This is a genomic window from Micromonospora sp. NBC_00389, from assembly GCF_036059255.1.
In the GTDB taxonomy this organism is placed as follows: domain Bacteria; phylum Actinomycetota; class Actinomycetes; order Mycobacteriales; family Micromonosporaceae; genus Micromonospora.
Genome location: NZ_CP107947.1, coordinates 6190214 through 6208540, shown reverse-complemented (window position 1 = coordinate 6208540; position 18327 = coordinate 6190214). Strand labels below are relative to the sequence as shown.

Genomic DNA, 18327 nt, shown 5'->3' with positions numbered 1-18327 from the left:
GGACGAGGTGCTATTGACCGGGAAATTCCACTGCGCAAATGAAATGCAACCGGAAAAATGGTTGCCGGTTGACGCTTTAGGCGAAAATTGCGCGCCGCGCCAGGGGGATGATCGGACGATATTCGCCGACCCTCGTCGGAGCCGTCGATAGCCCCTTCGGGTCGACTCTAGTCGATGATCTTTCGCGACATGCATCGAGCCATATGCTCCTTCCATTGTGACGTCCTGGGGGGGATCATGATCTTGGCTGTCGATTGCTGCGCGTCCGTCTGTTGTGGAGCGACGGTGTGCGCCTCCTGAGATGGGCACCTCGACGCTGATCCATCGCTTCGGCGATGCCGCTGCCGCCTGCCCCGACCATCCCGCCGTGCTCGGCGACACCGGCCCGCTCCACTATGCCGGCCTCGCCGGCCTGGCCGGTGGGCACGCCGAGCTGCTGGCCGCGGCCGGTGTCCGGCCCGGTGTCCGGGTCGGCCTGCTGACCGGGCACGGCGCCGGCACCATCGCCGCCATCCTCGGCACGCTCGCCGCAGGGGCCACCTACGTGCCACTCGACCCCGGGTTCCCGGAGCAGCGGCTGCGGCACCTGCTCGACGGTGCCGAGATGACCGTCCTGCTCTGCGGTGGCGAGCACACCGAACTGGCCCGGCGCCTCGCCACCGACCGGCCCGGCCTGCGGGTCGTCCCGGCCGTCGACGTGCGGGCCGCGCCGCTGCGACCGGTGCCGGTGGACCCGGACGCGCTCGCGTACGTGCTGTTCACCTCCGGCTCCACCGGGCGACCCAAGGCGGTCGGGCAGAGCCACCGCAACCTGACGCACGTGGTGGACAACCAGATCGCCACCCTCGACCTGCGGCCAGATGACCGGCTCAGCTTGCTCGCCTCGTTCAGCTTCGACGCCGCCATCCCCGACCTGTACCCGGCGCTCCTCACCGGTGCCGCCGTCGTGCCGGTCGACCTGCGCCGGCACGGCCTGGCGTACGCCGCCGAGCAGCTGGCCCGGCACGGCGTCACGATCTACCACTCCACCCCGACCGTCTACCGGTACCTGCTGGACACCCCGGGCGTCGAGCGGCTGGACCGGGTCCGGGTGGTGCTGCTCGGCGGCGAACAGGCCAGCTACACCGACGCCGCCCGCGCCCGGGGCCGCTTCGCACCGGGCTGCGTGCTGGTCAACGGCTACGGGGCAACCGAATTCACCTTCGCCGCCCGGTACGCGCTGCCGCTGGCCGACGTCGACCGCACGGCCACCGGTCCGCTGCCGGTCGGCACCGCCCTGCCCGGGTACGCGCTGCGGCTGGCTCCGGACGGCGAGATCGTGGTGCGCAGTGGACACCTCGCACCCGGCTACCTCGACCAGGACAGCGACCGGTTCGGCCACGACCCCGACGGTGTGCCGGTGTACCGCACGGGCGACCTGGGTGAGCTGCTGCCCACCGGCGAGCTGCGCTGTCTCGGCCGGCTCGACCGGCAGGTCAAGGTGCGTGGGTTCCGGGTCGAACTGACCGAGATCGAGGCGGTGCTCGCCGCCGAGCCGGGCATCGCCGAGGTGCGGGCCATCGCGCGCGACGGCGAACTGCTGGCGTACGTCCGTCCGGCCGGGACACCGGTCGACCCGGCGGCGCTACGGGCCGCCCTGGCCCGGCAACTACCCGAGTACGCGCTGCCCCGCGCCGTCGTGCCGGTCGCGGAGTTCCCTCTGACCGTCAGCGGGAAGGTCGACGAGCGGGCACTGCCGGACCCGGGCCGGGCCGTGCGCGCCGGGGACCTACCGGCCACCCCCACCGAGCGGATCGTGCACGACATCTGGTGCGCCGTGCTCGACCGGGACGCGGTCGGCCGCACCGACAGCTTCTTCGACGTCGGCGGGCAGTCCCTGTTGCTGGGCCAGGTGCAGCAGCGGCTGGCCGAACGGTTCGGCGTCCGGCTGCCCCTGCTGCGGCTCTTCGACCACCCGACGGTCGCCGCCCAGGCCCGGCTGGTCGACCCGCCAGCACCGGCGAGCATGCCGACCCCGGCCACCCTGCCGACCCCGGCCACCCTGCCGGCACCGGCGGTTGTCACGGCCCAGGCCCCGCCCGCCGCGCCGCCGAGCGCCGCCGGCCCGTCCGCCGTGCCGGTCGGTGTGCGTGAGTACACCGGTGACGAGATCGCGGTGGTCGGTCTCGCCGGCCGGTTCCCCGGCGCGCCGGACGCGGCCACCTTCTGGTGGAACCTGTGCGCCGGCATGGATGCCATTCACGATCACAGCGACGAGGAGTTGGCCGCGCTGGGCGTCGGCCCGGGGCTGCGCGCCGACCCCCGGCACGTCAAGGCCACCGGCCGGCTCGACGGGGTCGCCGACTTCGACGCGGAGTTCTTCGCCTTCGGCGAGCGGGAGGCCGCCCGTACCGACCCGCAGCACCGGCTGTTCCTGGAGACCGCGTGGGAGGCGCTGGAGGATGCCGGGCACGATCCGGCCCGGTTCCCCGGCCTGGTCGGCGTGTACGGCGCCACCTCCGTCAACCGCTACTTCCTGTTCCACCTCATGGACAACCCGGCCGTGGTCGGCGACGTCGACCCGGACGACTGGGAGGCCCGGCTGGTCGGCCGGCAGCTCACCGACCACCTGCCCGGCCAGGTCGCGTACCGGCTGGGTCTGACCGGGCCGGCGGTGGCGGTGCAGAGCGCCTGCTCCAGCTCGCTGGCCGCGGTGTGCCTCGCCGCGCAGAGCCTGGCCGACTACCAGTGCGACATCGCCCTGGCCGGCGGTGTGAGCGTGACCTGGCCCCGGCACCGGCACACCCCCGGCGGCCTGGCCTCACCGGACGGCCGCTGCCGGGCCTTCGACGAGGCCGCCCAGGGCGCCGGCTTCGGCTCCGGTGTCGGAGTGGTGGCGTTGCGCCGGCTCGCCGACGCGCAGGCCGACGGTGACCGGGTCCTCGCGATCCTGCCCGGCTGGGCGGTCACCAACGACGGCGCCGACCGGGCCGGCTACGCCGTCCCCGGGCCGGCCGGGCAGGCCGCCGCGGTGGCCGGCGCGCTCGCCGCCGCCGAGGTCGCACCCGGCGAGGTCCGCTTCATCGAGGCGCACGGCAGCGGCACCCCGCTCGGCGACGCCATCGAGGTGGCCGCGTTGCACGAGGTGTACCAGGGCGCCGCGCCCGCCGAGACCTGCGCGCTCGGCTCGGTGAAGACCACCATCGGCCACCTCGACGCCGCCGCCGGCATCGCCGGGCTGATCAAGACGGTGCTCGCCGTGCAGCACGGCGTCATCCCGCCGAGCCTGCACTTCACCCGCCCGCACCCGGAGATCGACCTGGCCGCCGGCCCGTTCTACGTACCGACCAAGGTGCGCGATTGGCCGGACGCGCCGCGCCGGGTCGCCGGGGTCAGCTCGTTCGGCCTGGGCGGCACCAATGCGCACGTCGTGGTGGAGCAACCGCCCCCGGTCGAGCCGGTCGACGCCGGGTCGGCCGGCGCGCAGCTGCTGCCGGTCTCGGCGCGTACCCCGGTGGCGTTGCGCGCGGCGCTGACCCGGCTGCGGCGGCACCTGGCCGGCACCGCCCCCACCCTGGCCGAGGTCGCCGCGACGCTGGCGTTGGGCCGGCGCGAGTTCGGCTGCCGAGCCGCCGTGATCGCCACCGACCCGGCCGCGGCGGTCGCCGCGCTGGACGAGCTGCTGAGCACCGACGCCCGGGTGGCCGGACCGGCCGGTGCGCTGCGCGAGCTCGCCGCCGACTGGGTGGCCGGCCGGGACCTCGACTGGACGGCCCTGCACCCGGCCGGCGGCATCCGACGCACCTCGCTGCCCACCTACCCCTTCCAGCGGCAGCGGTACTGGATCGACCCCCCTCAGAAAGGTGTGCGGTGAACTGGTTCCTCTCCGCCGGCAGCCGCGATCCGGCGCCGGTGCAGTTGTTCTGCCTGCCCTACGCTGGCGCCGGCGCCAGCGCGTTCCGCGCATTCCCGGACCGGTTCGGCCCCGACATCGAGGTGCTGCCGGTGCAGCTACCCGGTCGGGAGAACCGGATCAGCGAGGACCCCCGCTTCCGGGTGGTCGACGTGGCGACCGCCATCGCCGGGCGGGCCGCGGGCCCGTACGCCCTCTACGGCCACTCGATGGGCGGTCGGCTCGGCTTCGAGGTGGTCCGCGAGCTGCGCCGCGCCGGGCTCCCGTTGCCGCTGCGGCTCTACGTCGGCGGCGCCCGCGCGCCACACGTCACCGAGCCCAGCGCCTTCGACGGGCTGTCCCGGGTGGACGATGAGGAGCTGCTGCGCCGGCTGCGGGCCGGCGGCGGGTTGCCGGCCGGGGTGCTGAAGCATCCCGAGCTGGTCGAGTTGCTCCTGCCGCTGCTGCGCGCCGACTTCGAACGGGTGGACGGCTACCGGTACCAGCCCGAGGAGCCGCTGCCGGTGCCGATCGTCGCGTTCAGCGGTCGCAACGACCGGGCGGTGACCCGCGAGCAGAGCGCCGCCTGGCGGGAGCACACCACCGCCGAATTCACCCTGCGCGAGCTGGACGGCGGGCACTTCTTCCTCCACGACGCGCTGCCCGAGCTGGCCACCGCGATCCGCGCCGACCTGACCGCCGCCGCGCTCACCGCCGACCGAGCAGCCGACCGGGCCACCGTCGGTGGCGACCGGGGCCGGGTCGGGACGCTCGCCGCCGCCAGCGGCACGGCTGACGGGCACCGGGTGCCGCTCGGTGACACCGGCTGGTCGGTGTGGCGTGACGCCATCCTGCGCAGCACCGGCTTTCCGGCCGACGGGCTGACCCTGTTGGCCGCCCCGCATGCCGCCACCGCTGCGGACGAGCTGCTGGCCACCGGCGTCGGCGCCGAACTGTTCGACAAGGAGTTCGCCGAGGCGGTGTCCACCACCGGACGGCGGATCACCGAGCTGGCTGCCGACCCGCTGCTGCGCGAGGCGGTCACCTGGCAGAACCGGGGCGCGCTGGTCGCCCTGGACGGGTTGGTCCGGAGCGGCCCGGACGCGCCCCGCAACGTCCGCCGGCGGGACCGGGAACGCGCCCTGCTGAAGTACTGGCAGCGCTACTGCGGCAAGAACGAGACCGTCGGGTTCTTCGGCCCGAGCTGCTGGGTCACCGTCGACCCGGAGTTGCCGGTCGCCGCCGAGGTGCGCGCGGGCGCGGCACTGACCCGCCGCCGCTGGGTGTGGTTCGAGTCCTGGGCGCTGACCGAGTACGCGCGGCGGATCGGTGGCGACCTCGCGGTTCGCCGCTGGTGGGCGCCACGGCTGGCCCCGCAGCTGAGCCTCGCCGGCCGGGAGGTGCGCCGTCCGGGCCGGCCGCCCGTACCGCTGACCCCGGTCGAGGCGGCGCTGCTCGCCGCCGCCGACGGCCGACGCCCGGCGCGCGACCTGGTCACCGACCCGGCCATCGGGGTGCGCCGACCGGAGGACGGGTACGCGCTGCTCGACCGGTTGGTGGAGCGGGAGCTGGCCACCTGGGACGCCGCCCTGCCGGTGAGCCCCACCGCCGAGGAGGTGCTGCGGCAGCGGATCACGGAGGTTGGCGACGCCCCGGCCCGGGCCGCCGCCCAGGCCGGCTTCGACCGGCTGTGCGCCGCGCGGGACGCGGTCGCCGTCGCGGCCGGCGACCCGGACCGGCTGCGCGCCGCCCTGGACGCGCTCGACGAGACGTTCACCGACCTCACCGGGCAGCCGGCGCAGCGCCGGGCCGGGCAGATGTACGCCGGCCGGACGCTCTGCTACGAGGACACCAGCCGGGACCTGGACGTGGTCTTCGGCGCGCCACTGCTGGACGACATCGCCGCGCCGCTGGCCGTGCTGCTGCGGGCCGCCCGCTGGCTGGCCGGTGCGCTGGACGAGGCGTACGGGGCGGTGTTCCGGGAGCTGTACGACGAGCTGCGCGCCGAGGCCGGCGAGGCCCCGGTGGCCCTGTCCGACCTGTGGTTCCTGGTGCAGGGCCTCTTCTGGGGCAGCGGGCCGCGCCCGGTCGACGCGGTGGCCAGCGAGTTCGCCGCCCGCTGGGCCGGGCTGTTCGGGCTGGCCGACCTGCCACCGGGCAGCACCGACGTGCGGCTGGACGTGGCGGACCTCGCCGCCCGGGTCGACGAGGTCTTCCCGACCGTCCGGCCGGGCTGGTCCAACGCCCGGCTGCACAGCCCCGACCTGCAGATCTGTGCGGCGGACGCGGACGCGCTGGCCCGCGGTGACTACACCGTCGTGCTCGGCGAGATGCACGCCGCCTGGTCGTCGTTCGACTGTCACGTCTTCACCGCCGCGCATCCGGACGTCGAGCGGCTGCGCGCCGCGCTGGAGGCTGATCTCGGCCCGGATCGGATCCGGCTGCTCTTTCCCACCGACTGGCCGCGGCGCACCAGCCGGGTCGCCGAGGCGCTGATCGGCCCGACCGACCGACAGTTGGCGTTCGCGCCCGCGCCCAACGCCGAGCCGGAGCGGGTGCTGCCCACCGTGGCGCTGACCGTGCGGGATGAGGACGGCCGGCTGGTGGTCACCGGCGCCGACGGGCAGCGCTGGCCGCTGACCGAGGTCTGCGCCGGCCTGCTCAGCACGCACGCCGTGGACGGGTTCAAGCTCGTCGCCGCCGCGCCGTACACCCCGCGGATCACGCTGGATCGTCTGGTGGTGGCCCGGCAGACCTGGCGGACCACCGTCGGCGCGAGTGGGCTCGGCGCGGTGACGGGGGAGCAGGCCCGCTTCCTGGCCGTGCGGGACTGGCGGCGTCGGCTGGGCCTGCCGGAGCAGGTGTACATCAAGCTCGGCACCGAGACCAAGCCGTGCTTCGTCGACCTGAGCAGCCCCGCCTTCGCCAACATGTTCTGCGCGATGGTCCGGGCGGCCGACCGGGACGGCGGCGACGACACGACCCTGGTGGTCAGCGAGATGCTGCCCACCGCGCAGGACGCCTGGGTGCCCGACGCGGCCGGCCGGCGCTACTTCAGCGAGTTGCGGCTGCACATCGTGGACACCGACGAGTCGGAGTCGGCCCGATGAACCACCTGCTGCCCCTGGGCGACACGGGTTGGTCGGTGTGGCGCCACGTGGTGCTGCGCACCGCCGGCTTCCCGGCCGACGGGCTGGCCGCCTTCGCCGCCCCGGACGCCGCCGGTGCCGCCGATGCGCTGCTGGCCGCCGAGGAGACCGCCGACGGGCGGGCGAGTGCCGGCAGCGGTGCCGCCGAGATGTTCGACAAGGCGTTCGCCGTGGCGCTGGCCGACTCCTCGGCGGCCGCCGGCCGGATCGCCGCCGACCCGCTGCTGCGTGAGGCGGTCACCTGGCAGAACCCGGAGATGCTGATCGCCCTGGACGGGCTGCTGCGGACCGACCCGATGGTGCGCAACGTCCGGCGGCGCAAGCGCGAGCTGAGCCTGCTGCGCTACTGGCAGCGCTACTGCGGAAAGGCCGAGACGATCGGGTTCTTCGGCCCGGTCTGCTGGGGCACGTTCGACCCCGCCGACCCGGCGACCCGGCTGTGGCCGGGACCGCGGCTGGTGTCCCGGCGCGAGGTCCACTTCGAGGCGTGGGCGCTGATCGCGTACGCCGACCGGCTCGCCGACGACCCGGCCGTGCGCCGCTGGTGGGCGCCAGCGCTGCCGCCGCACCTGAGCGTGACGGGTCGGTGGCTGCACCGGCCGCTGCACCCGCCGGTCGAGCTGTCCGCCCTCGACGCACGGTTGCTGGTCTCCTGCGACGGGCGCACCCCGGCCGTACGCCTGGTCGAACGGGTCCGCGCGGACGGCGACGCCGGGCTGCGCACCGATGCCGACGGCTTCCTGCTGCTCGACCGGCTGGTCGAGCGTGGCCTGCTGACCTGGGACGCCGGCCTGCCGATCAGCCCCCGGGCCGAGCAGGTGCTGCGCGAAAGGCTGGCCGCGATCGGCGATCTCGCGTTGCGCGCGGAGGTGAGCGCCGGCTTCGAACGGCTCTGCGTGGCCTGCGACGAAGTCGCCGCGAGCGCCGGAGACCCGGACCGGCTCGGTGCCGCGCTGGCCGTGCTGAACGCGGAGTTCACCGCCGTCACCGGACGACCCGCCACCCGGCAGGCCGGTCAGATGTACGTCGGCCGCACGGTCGCCTACGAGGAGAGCGCCCGGGACCTCACCGTCAGCGTGGGCGCCGAGGTGCTCGCCGCGCTCGCCACGCCGCTGGCCGTGGTGCTCCAGGCGGCCCGCTGGCTGACCGCCGAGATCGGCGCCGCCTGCGAACGGATCTTCGCCGAGCTGTACGAGGAGCTGCGCGCCGACGGGCCGGTGCGGTTGGCCGACGTCTGGTCCCTGGCCCAGGGGCTGCTGATGGCCCAGGACGGTCCGCTGGCCGCCACCACCGCCGGCTTCACCGCCCGCTGGGCGGACCTGTTCGACCTGGCCGCGCTGCCACCCGGGCAGCCCGAGTTGCGGCTGCGCGGCGTGGAGCTGGCCGACCGGGCCCGGCGGGTGTTCCCGGCGAGCGCGCCCGGCTGGCCGTCGGCCCGGATCCACAGCCCGGACGTGCAGATCAGCGCCACCGACCTGGCCGCGCTGAACCGGGGCGAGTTCCTGCTCGTGCTCGGCGAGCTGCACCCGGCCAACGCCACCTTCGACAGCGCGGTGTTCGTGCCGTTCCACCCCGATCCGGCGGCGCTGCGCGCCGGGTTGGACGCCGACCTCGGCCCCGCCCGGGTCCGGGTGCTCTACCCGGAGGGCTTCCCCCGCGTCACCACCCGCACCACGTACGGGCTGACCAGCCCGGCCGACCGGCAGCTCGGCATCGACACCGCCCGGGGCGGCGAGGTCGACCGGTTGGTCCCGGCGACCGAGGTGCGGGTGGTGCCGGACGGCGACCGGCTGGCGGTGGTGCTGCCCGACGGCAGCCGGTGGCCGCTCATGGAGGTCTTCGCCAACCTGCTCGGTTCGCTGCTGGTGGACGCCTTCAAGCTGCTCGACCCGGCACCGCACACGCCCAGGATCACCATCGACCGGCTGGTCGTGGCCCGACGCACCTGGCGGACCACGGTCGAGGAGAGCGGCCTGGCCGGGGTGACCGGGGAGGCGGCGCGGTTCCTCGCGGTACGCCGCTGGCGGGGTCGGCTCGGCCTGCCCGAGCAGGTGTTCGTGAAGGTCGGCACCGAGGTCAAACCCTGCTACGTCGACCTGACCGGCCCGCTCTACGCCCAGTCGCTGTGCGCGATGGTCGACGCCGCCGCCCGCAGCGGGCCGGACGTGACGCTCGTGGTCAGCGAGCTGTTGCCGACGCCGACCGACAGCTGGGTGACCGACGCGGCGGGCCGCGCCTACGTCAGCGAGCTGCGCCTGCAGATCACCGATCCGAGCAGCTACCCCGGGGGGAACCGGTGACCGACATCCTGTCCATCAGCGCGATACGGGGCGAGCCGCTGCCCTGGCCGGACGCGACGATCGCCGAGCTGGTGGTCGCACAGGCCACCCGCACACCGGACGCAGTGGCGGTGCGCCAGTGGGACAGCCGGCTCAGCTACGCCGAGCTGCTGTCCCTGGCCGCCGGGGTGGCCGCCGCGCTGCGTGCCCGGGGCGTCGGCCGGCAGACCCGGGTGGGGGTGTGTGGCGCCCGCCGGCCCGAGCTGGTCGCCACCGTACTGGGGGTGTTGCTGGCCGGCGGCTGCTACGTGCCGCTGGAGCCGGGAGGCCCGCGTCGGCGGCTGCGCGGGATCGCCGCCGACGCGGGCGTGTCCCTGGTGGTCGGCGACGCCGCCGAGGCGGAGTTCGGCGACGCGCCCGGCATCGAGGCGGTCGGGCTGCCCGGCCCGGCCCCACTCACGCCCTGCCCGGCCCGCCCGGGCGACCCGGCGTACGTGCTGTTCACCTCGGGCTCGACGGGCCGCCCGAAGGGCGTGCTCACCAGCCACCGCAACGTGGTCGAGTTCGTCACCGGCGTGGTCGCGCTCACCGGCGCCGACGCCGACGTACGCAGCCTCGGCATCGCCTCGCTCGGCTTCGACGCGGCCACCATGGACCTGTTCGTGCCGCTGCTGCTCGGCGGCTCGGTGCAGCTGCTCGGCGCCGAGGACCGCGCCGACCCGGTCCGGCTGGCCCGGTTCATCGCCGCGCACGAGGTCAACTGGGGCTTCATCACGCCCACCGTGCTGTCCATGCTGGACCCGGCCGAGCTGCCCGACTGGCGTACCGTGCTCTGCGGCGGCGAGGCGGTGCCGGCCGCGCTGGTCGCCCGGTGGGCACCCGGCCGCCGTTTCCTCAACGGCTACGGCCCCACCGAGACGACGGTGCTGGCGGTCAGCGGCCCGTTGAGCGCCACCGAGACCGATCCGATGCCGATCGGCCGGCCACTGCCCAACCACCGGGCGTACGTGGTGGACGCCGCGCTGGACCCGGTGCCGCCGGGCGAGACAGGTGAGCTGCTGATCGGCGGGCCCGGGCTGGCCGACGGCTATCTGGGCCAGCCGGCGCTGACCGCCGAGCGGTTCGTCCCGGACCCGTTCTCCGGGCTGCCCGGCGAGCGGCTGTACCGCACCGGCGACCTGGTGCGCCACGACCCGGACGGCCGGATCGTCTACCTCGGCCGGGTCGACCGGCAGGTCAAGATCCGGGGGCAGCGCATCGAGCTGGGCGAGGTGGAGGCCGTGCTGGCCGACCTGCCCGGGGTGACCGGGGTGGCGGTCGAGGCGGTGCCCGGCCCGGCCGGCGTCGAGCTGGTCGCGTTCCTCAGCCCGGCGGACGCGCCCGACGATGGCCGGCTGCGGGCGTACGCCGGCAGTCGGCTGACCACGGCGATGCTGCCGGCCCGGGTGTTGCGTCACGCCACGCTGCCGGTCAGCCCGGTCAGCGGCAAGCTGGACCGTCCGGCGCTGCGCGCGCTGGCCGCCGCCCGCACCACGTCGACTGTGGACGACCGCACGCCTGATGCCACAGGTGGGTCCATGGTGGCGGCGGTGGCCGGCATCTGGACCCGGCTGCTCGGCGCGGCACCCGAGCCGGCGACCGACTTCCTCGCCGCTGGCGGCAACTCCATCGCGGCAATGCGCCTGGTCGCCGCGCTCCGCGCCGAGCTGGGCAGGCAGCTCGACACCCGCGAGGTGTTCACCCAGCGTACCTTCGGCCGACTGGCCGAGCGGGTGGCCGCCGCGCCGGTCGGCGCCGACGGACTGAGCACCGGCAACCCGCCCACCCTCTCCCCGCCGCAGCGACGACTCTGGTTCGTCGACCAGCTCGCGCCGTCCAGCGCGCCGTACAACATCGCGGTGGCGCACCGGCTGCACGGCCCGCTGGACACGGCCGCGCTCAGCGCGGCGCTGCGGGCCGTCGCCGAGCGGCACGACGTGCTGCGCTGGCGGATCCCGCAGACCGCCGGCGTGCCGTACGCGGTCTGCGCCGAGCCGACCGACGTGGCGGTGCCGGTGGTCGACCTGACCGGCAGCGCCGAGCCGGAGGCGGAGCTGGCCCGGATGCTCGCCGCCGGCGCCGCGCACCCCTTCGACCTGGCCACCGGGCCGCCCTGGCAGGTGACCGTCTACCGGCTCGGCCCGGCCGAGCACGTGCTGGCCGCCACCTGGCACCACGCCGTCTTCGACGGCTGGTCCGAGCGGGTCTGCTACGACGACCTGGCCGCCGGGTACGCCCAGGCGGTGGCCGGCCAGCCGCCGGCGCTGCCGGAGCTGCCCGCCCGGTACGCCGACTACGCGGTGTGGCGGGCCGAGCGGGACCGGCTGCGCGGCGCGACCGACCTGGCCTGGTGGACCGCGCACCTGGACGGCGTACCGACGGTCCTGGACCTGCCCCGGGACCGGCCCCGACCGGCCGTGCAGACCTACGCCGGGGTGGAGGCGGCCGTCCGGCTGTCCGCCGACACCGACCGCGCGGTCCGCGAGCTGGCCGAGCGGCGTGGCACCACGGTCGCCGCGGTGCTGCTGGCCGCCTTCGGTGAGCTGATCGCGCGGCTCACCGGCGGCGACGACCACGTGCTCGGCGCGATCGTCGCCGACCGGCGGCTGGCCGCCTTCGACGACGTGATCGGCTTCTTCATCGACACGGTGCCGGTGCGGGTCCGCACCGGCGGGGCGAGCTTCGCCGAGCTGGTCGACCGGTGTGCCGGGGAGCTGCACGAGGCCACCGCCCACCCCGGGGCGCCGCTGGAACGCATCGTCGAGGCCCTCGGCGTCGGCCGGGACACCGCCCGCGCGCCGCTGGTGCAGGTGCTGTTCAACGTGCTCAACTTCGCGCCGCCCCGGTTGACGCTGACCGGGCTGACCGCCGAGCCGGTGCCGGTGCCCAAACCGGGCTCACCGTTCGACATCACCGTCTACGTGGTGCAGACAGGCGGCCGTACCGGCGTCGAGGTGGTCTACAACCCGGACCTGTTCGACCCCGCCCGCATCGACGACCTGCTCGCCGACCTGGCCGAGCTGGTGGGCGCGCTGGCCGCCGCACCGGACACGCCGGCACGCGAGGTGGCCGCCGCGCTGCCCCGACCCACCGTGCGGGTGCCGCAGCTCGGCGCGATGACCGTCGCCGGTGGCGACGCGGCCGGCCCTCCGCCGGCCCTGATGCCCGCTGGCCCGGACGGGCTCACCGAGACCGAGGAGCTGATCGCCGGGATCTGGCGGGAGGTGTTGGAGCGCGACCGGGTCGGGGTGACCGACAACTTCTTCGACATCGGCGGGCACTCCCTCGCGCTCGCCGCCGTGCACGCCCGGCTGATCGCCGCCACCGGCCGGTCCATCAAGATGCTCGACCTGTTCCGCCACCCCACCGTCCGGGCGCTCGCCGCCAGCCTCGACGGTGCCGCCGACCGGCCGGAGCTGGCCCGGGCCGCCCTGCGCGCCGCCGCCCGCCGCAGCCGTACCCGCCGTATCCCTCCCCGCCGCCCCGGCGGCACCGCGTGACGAAGGACAGCCTGATGAGCAACCCGATCGCAGTCGATCTACCCGACGACGTCACCGAGCTGCCCCACGAGGGCATCGAACCGATCGCGATCGTCGGCCTGGCCGCGCGCCTACCCGGCGCGGCCGACGTGCACGAGTTCTGGCGCAACCTCGTCGACGGGGTGGAGTCGGTCACCGAGCTGACCCGGGAGGAGCAGCTCGCCCGGGGTTCGACCGTCGAGGAGGTCGACGACCCGGGCTGGGTCAACCGTGCCCCGCTGGTCGACGGCTACGACGAGTTCGACGCCACGCTGTTCGGGATGACCGCCCGGGAGGCGGAGCTGACCGACCCGCAGCACCGGCTGTTCCTGGAGTCCTGCCACACCGCGCTGGAGGACGCCGGCTACGACCCAGCCCGCTACGACGGCGCCATCGGGGTGTACGCCGGCACCGGCGGCAACGTGTACCTGAACCGCAACGTGCTGCGCAACCGGCGGGTCGGCGGCAACCCGCACGGCGCGGTCTCCATTGCCACCGGGAACTCGCCGAACTACGTGGCCACCAACGTGTCGTACCGGCTGGATCTGCGTGGGCCGAGCCTGACCGTGCACACCGCCTGTTCCACCTCGCTGGTGGCGTTCCACCTGGCCTGCGAGGCGCTGCGCAACGGCGAGTGCGACATGGCGCTCGCCGGTGGCGTGAACATCGAGCTGCCGCACGTCGGCTACCTCGGCATGGACGGCTTCACGTCCCCCGATGGCCGGTGCCGCCCGTTCGACGCCGCCGCCAACGGCACGGTGTGGGGCAGCGGCGTCGGGGTGACCCTGCTCAAGCGGCTCTCCGACGCGATCGCCGACGGGGACACCATCCGCGCCGTGGTGCTCGGCAACGCGATCAACAACGACGGTGCCGGCAAGGTCGGTTTCACCGCGCCCAGCGTCGACGGGCAGGTGGCGGCGATCGCCCAGGCCGTGGCGATGGCCGACGTCGACCCGCGCAGCATCAGCTACGTCGAGGCGCACGGCACCGGCACCGCGATGGGCGACCCGATCGAGGTGGCCGCGCTCTCGGCCGTGTACACCCGGGACACCGACGAGCGGGGCTGGTGCGGCATCGGCTCGGTGAAGTCGAACATCGGCCACCTCAGCCAGCCCTCCGGCATCGTCAGCGTGATCAAGACGGTGCTCGCGATGGAGCACGGGCTTATCCCGCCGACGATCAACTACGAGACGCCGAATCCGGCCGTCGAGTTCGCCGACACCCCGTTCTACGTGGCGAACACCCTCACCAAGTGGGACACCGACGGTGGGCCGCGCCGGGCCGGCGTGAGCTCGTTCGGCATCGGCGGCACCAACGCGCACGTGGTGCTGGAGGAGGCTCCAGCGGCGTACCGCACCGAGCGGCGGGTGCGCCCGGCGCACCTGCTCCAGGTCAGCGCAGCCACCCCGAGCGCCCTGGACGCCGCGGTGCAGCGCCTCGCCACCCACCTGGACGGCGCCGCCGACGCCGGACCGGCGTACCTCGCCGACGTCGCGCACACCCTGCTCGTCGGCCGCCGCCCGTACCCGCACCGCCGTGCCGTGGTAGCCACCGACCTCCCGGGTGCGGTCGCCGCCCTCCGCGCCCCGGTCCGCGGTCCGAAACCTTTGACCAACAGTCCAGCCCCGAAGGTGGCGTTCCTGTTCTCCGGCCAGGGCGCCCAGTACGCCGGGATGGGCGCGCAGCTCTACGCCGAGCAGCCCCGCTTCGCCGCCGTCGTCGACGAGTGCGCCGAACTGCTCCGCCCCGACCTGGGCCTGGACCTGCGCGACCTGATCCTCGGCCGGGACCCCGCGGCGGGGGAGAAACTCACCGAGACCCGCTACACCCAGCCGGCGCTGTTCACCGTCGAGTACGCCCTGGCCACACTCTGGCAGGCCGCCGGGATCCGCCCGGCCGCGATGATCGGCCACTCCATCGGCGAGTACGTCGCCGCCACCGTGGCCGGGGTGCTGAGCCTGCCGGACGCGCTGCGGGTGGTCGCCGCCCGGGGCCGGCTGATGCAGTCGTTGCCCGCCGGGTCGATGCTCGCCGTCGCGCTGGACGAGTCGGTCGTCGCAGGACTGCTACCCGAAGGGCTCTCGGTGGCCACGGTCAACGGCCCGGGCACCTGCGTGGTGGCCGGCGAGACCGCCGCCGTCGAGGCGTTCGCCGCGACACTCAAGGGCAAGTCCAAGATGCTGCGCACCTCGCACGCGTTCCACTCCCCGATGATGGAGCCGATCCTCGCCGAGTTCACCGCGCTGATGGCGGAGGTGCCGCTGCGCCCGCCGACGATGCCGTTCCTGTCGAACGTCACCGGCACCTGGATCACCGCCGAGCAGGCCACCGACCCGGCGTACTGGGCGACGCACCTGCGCCGGCCGGTCCGCTTCGGCGACTGCGTGGCCACCCTGCTGGCCGCCGGCACCTGGCAGCTGGTCGAGTGCGGTCCCGGCCGGCAGTTGGCCAACCTGGCCCGGATGCAGGTCGCCAAGGGAGCGCCGGAGCAGCGCGCGCTCACCCCGCTGGGCAGCCTGCCCGGCGCCGGGGAGAGCACCGGCGACCTCGCGACGCTGCTCGGCACTGCCGCCACGCTCTGGTGCGCCGGCCTGCCGGTACGCGTCGACGCCGACCCGACGGCCCGCCGGGTGCCGCTGCCCAGCTACCCGTTCGAGCGCCGCCGGTACTGGATCGACCCGGACCGGGAGGAGCCGGTCGCGGCAGCCCCGGTGGAGTCCGGTCCGCGCCCGCTGCCCGAGTGGTTCGCGGTGCCGGTCTGGCGGCAGGCCGCGCCGCTGCCGCCGGCCGGGCCGTTGGGCCGCTGCCTGGTGCTGACCGCGGGTCCGCGCGCCGACGCGCTGCTCGCCGGCCTGCGGGCAGCCGGCGCCGACCCGGTGCCGGTACGCCCCGGCGACTCCTTCGCCGCCGCCGACGGCGGCTACCGGTTGCGCCCCGGCGCGCGCGCCGACCACGACGCGCTGGTCGCCGCGCTCACCGCCGACGGTGGATCGCCGACGCGGCTGGTGCACGCGTTCACCCTGGACGGCGCGCCGACCGGCACCGACATCGCGGCCACCTGGGCCGCCCAGGAGCTGGGCTTCTTCAGCGCCCTGCACTTGGTGCAGGCGCTCGCCGGCGCCGGCTTGACCGGCGACGAGAGCGGGCTCGCGCTGGACCTGGTCACCGCCGGCACCGGCGACGTACGCGGCGACGACCTGCGCCGCCCCGAGCACGCCACGCTGGCTGGACTGGTCCGGGTGCTCGCCGCCGAGCTGCCCGGTCTGGCCGTCCGGCTGGTCGACGCCGACCCGACCGACGACGACGCCACGGCGGTGGTCGCCGAGCTGCGTCGTCCCCGGGAACCGGAGGTGGCCCTGCGCGGCGGCCGTCGCTGGGTGGCCGGCGTCGAGCAGGTGACGATCGACGCCGAGGGGGATCCGGGCGCACTGCGCGACGGCGGCCGGTACGTGATCACCGGTGGTCTCGGCGGCATCGGCATCACCCTGGCCGAGGACTTCGCCACCCGGGCCCGGGCGAAGCTGGTGCTGCTGGCCCGATCCGGGCTGCCGGAGCGGGAGCGCTGGGACGATCACCTCGCCGTGCACGGCGACGACCGGGCCGGTCGGGCCATCGCGGCGATCCGACGGATGGAGGCCGCCGGCGCCGAGGTGCTGGTGCTCGCCGCCGACGTCACCGACCCGGCCGACCTGAGCCGGGTCCGCGACGCCGCGACCTCCGCGTACGGCGGCATCGACGGCATCGTGCACGCGGCCGGCCTGCCCGGCGGCGGGATGGCCGAGGTGAAGGAACGGGCCGAGGCCGAGCGGGTGCTCGCCCCGAAGCTCGCCGGCACCCTCGCCCTCGCCCAGGTCTTCGGCGACCTGCCGCTGGACTTCGTGGTGCTCTGCTCGTCCATCACCGGGTTGGTCGGCGGCTTCGGGCAAATCGACTACTGCGCCGCGAACGCGTTCCTGGACGCGCACGCCCGCTCCGGCGCGGGCTGGCGGGCCCCGGTGCTGTCGCAGAACTGGGGCGGCTGGGCCGAGGTGGGCATGGCGGTGGAGACCGCCGTGCCGACCGGGTTCCGGGCGGCCGGCCGCGACACGGTCACCAGCGCCGTCGACCACCCGGTGCTCACCACGAAGGTCACCGGGCCGGCGGAGACCGTGCTGCACGGCCTGGTCTCCGCCAACACCCACTGGCTGCTCGACGAGCACCGGATCGGCGGCGTGCCGGTGATACCGGGCACCGCCCACCTGGAGTCGGTGCGGGCCGCGGTGGCCGCCGCGCTGCCCGCGCCCGGCCCGGGCGCCGCCGTGGAGCTGCGCGATGTGGTCTTCCTGGAGCCGTTCGCGGTGCCCGACGGCACAATCGCCCAGTACCGGGTGGAGCTGACGCCGGCCGACGACGGCGGCACCGACTTCGCGGTGCGGAGTCTCGCCGGCGGTCGACTGCGTACCCACGTGCGCGGCTCGGCCGGCTGGACGGACGAGCCGGCCCCGCCGGCCCACCCGGCGATCCCGGCCGGACGACGGGTGGACGACGACGCGTCGTTCGGTCGGGGGCGGACCAGCATGCTCACCTTCGGGCCGCGCTGGGCGGCGCTGGGCGAGCACCACCTGGCCGACGGCACCGAACTCGCGGTGGTCGAGGCGCCCGCCGCGGCCGTCGGTGACCTGCCCGCCTGGGGGCTGCACCCGGCGCTGCTGGACGTGGCGACCGCGTTCGGCCGGGGTCAGGGCAGCGGCACCTACCTGCCGCTGTCGTACGGCCGGATCGTGGTGCGCGACACGCTGCCGGCACGGTTCACCAGCGAGCTGCGGCACCGGTCCGGCGGCACCGACGAGGTGGTCGCCGCCGATCTGTCGCTGCGCGACCCGGACGGCCGGGAGCTGGTCGCGATCAGCGACTTCGTGCTGCGCCGGGTGGACCAGGGTGCGGTCACCGGTGGCCTGGCCGGACCGTCCACCGCGGATTCCGGGGCGGGTGCGCCGATCTCGACCGAGGACATCCGCCCGGTGGACGGTGCGGAGGCGTTCCGCCGCAGCCTCACCGCCGGCCTCGGCGCCCAGGTGGTCATCGCCACCCGGACGGTCGACGACATCCGCCGCCGTGCCGGCCGGGTCACCACCGACAACCTCGCCGGGGACGACGCGGTCGCCGCCCCGACCCCGTCCGGCGACGGCAGCGCCGCACCGGGCACCGAGCTGGAGATGACCATCGCCCGCGTGTGGCAGGACGGGCTCGGGGTTGCCGAGGTCGGCATCGACGACGACTTCTTCGCCCTGGGCGGCAACTCCCTGGTCGCGGTGCAGCTGATCGCGGCGATGCGCAGGGCGACCGGGGTACGACTGCCGATGCGCAGCCTCTTCGAGACCCCCACCGTGGCCGGGCTGGCCGCCCGGATCGAGGAACTGCGCGCCACCACCACCGACGAGCCGGCCAGCCCGGCGCCGATCCCCGCCATTCCGCGACTGCCCCGCGCGTGA

Annotated in this window: 5 protein-coding genes; all 5 read left to right on the top strand. The window is 75.3% G+C overall.

All coding sequences use genetic code 11. The features are described 5' to 3' along the window. Positions 1–301: 301 nt before the first annotated feature. From OG470_RS29415 to OG470_RS29395, 5 genes are read left to right on the top strand one after another with little or no spacing between them, the layout of a single operon-like run. On the top strand, positions 302–3853 hold the full coding sequence (locus tag OG470_RS29415; protein ID WP_328417471.1) for an AMP-binding protein: 3552 nt from the start codon (positions 302–304) through the stop codon (positions 3851–3853). Next, positions 3850–6981: a thioesterase domain-containing protein gene (locus OG470_RS29410; protein WP_328417469.1), complete on the top strand. Its 3132-nt coding sequence runs from the start codon at positions 3850–3852 to the stop codon at positions 6979–6981. Before OG470_RS29415 ends, OG470_RS29410 begins: the two co-directional genes overlap by 4 nt. Beyond that, the gene (locus tag OG470_RS29405) at positions 6978–9320 is read left to right on the top strand and encodes a lantibiotic dehydratase (protein ID WP_328417467.1); all 2343 of its coding nucleotides are present in this window, start codon (positions 6978–6980) and stop codon (positions 9318–9320) included. Before OG470_RS29410 ends, OG470_RS29405 begins: the two co-directional genes overlap by 4 nt. Continuing rightward, complete coding sequence (locus OG470_RS29400; protein WP_328417465.1) at positions 9317–12838, top strand: amino acid adenylation domain-containing protein; 3522 nt, start codon at positions 9317–9319, stop codon at positions 12836–12838. Before OG470_RS29405 ends, OG470_RS29400 begins: the two co-directional genes overlap by 4 nt. Before the next feature lie 14 nt (positions 12839–12852). Beyond that, a complete protein-coding gene (locus OG470_RS29395; RefSeq protein ID WP_328417463.1) occupies positions 12853–18327 on the top strand; it encodes a type I polyketide synthase in 5475 nt (1824 codons plus the stop codon).

Coding starts and splice junctions, on each gene's coding strand:
- OG470_RS29415 (WP_328417471.1), top strand. CDS start 302: ATGGGCACCTCGACGCTGATCCATCGCTTCGGCGATGCCGCTGCCGCC.
- OG470_RS29405 (WP_328417467.1), top strand. CDS start 6,978: ATGAACCACCTGCTGCCCCTGGGCGACACGGGTTGGTCGGTGTGGCGC.
- OG470_RS29395 (WP_328417463.1), top strand. CDS start 12,853: ATGAGCAACCCGATCGCAGTCGATCTACCCGACGACGTCACCGAGCTG.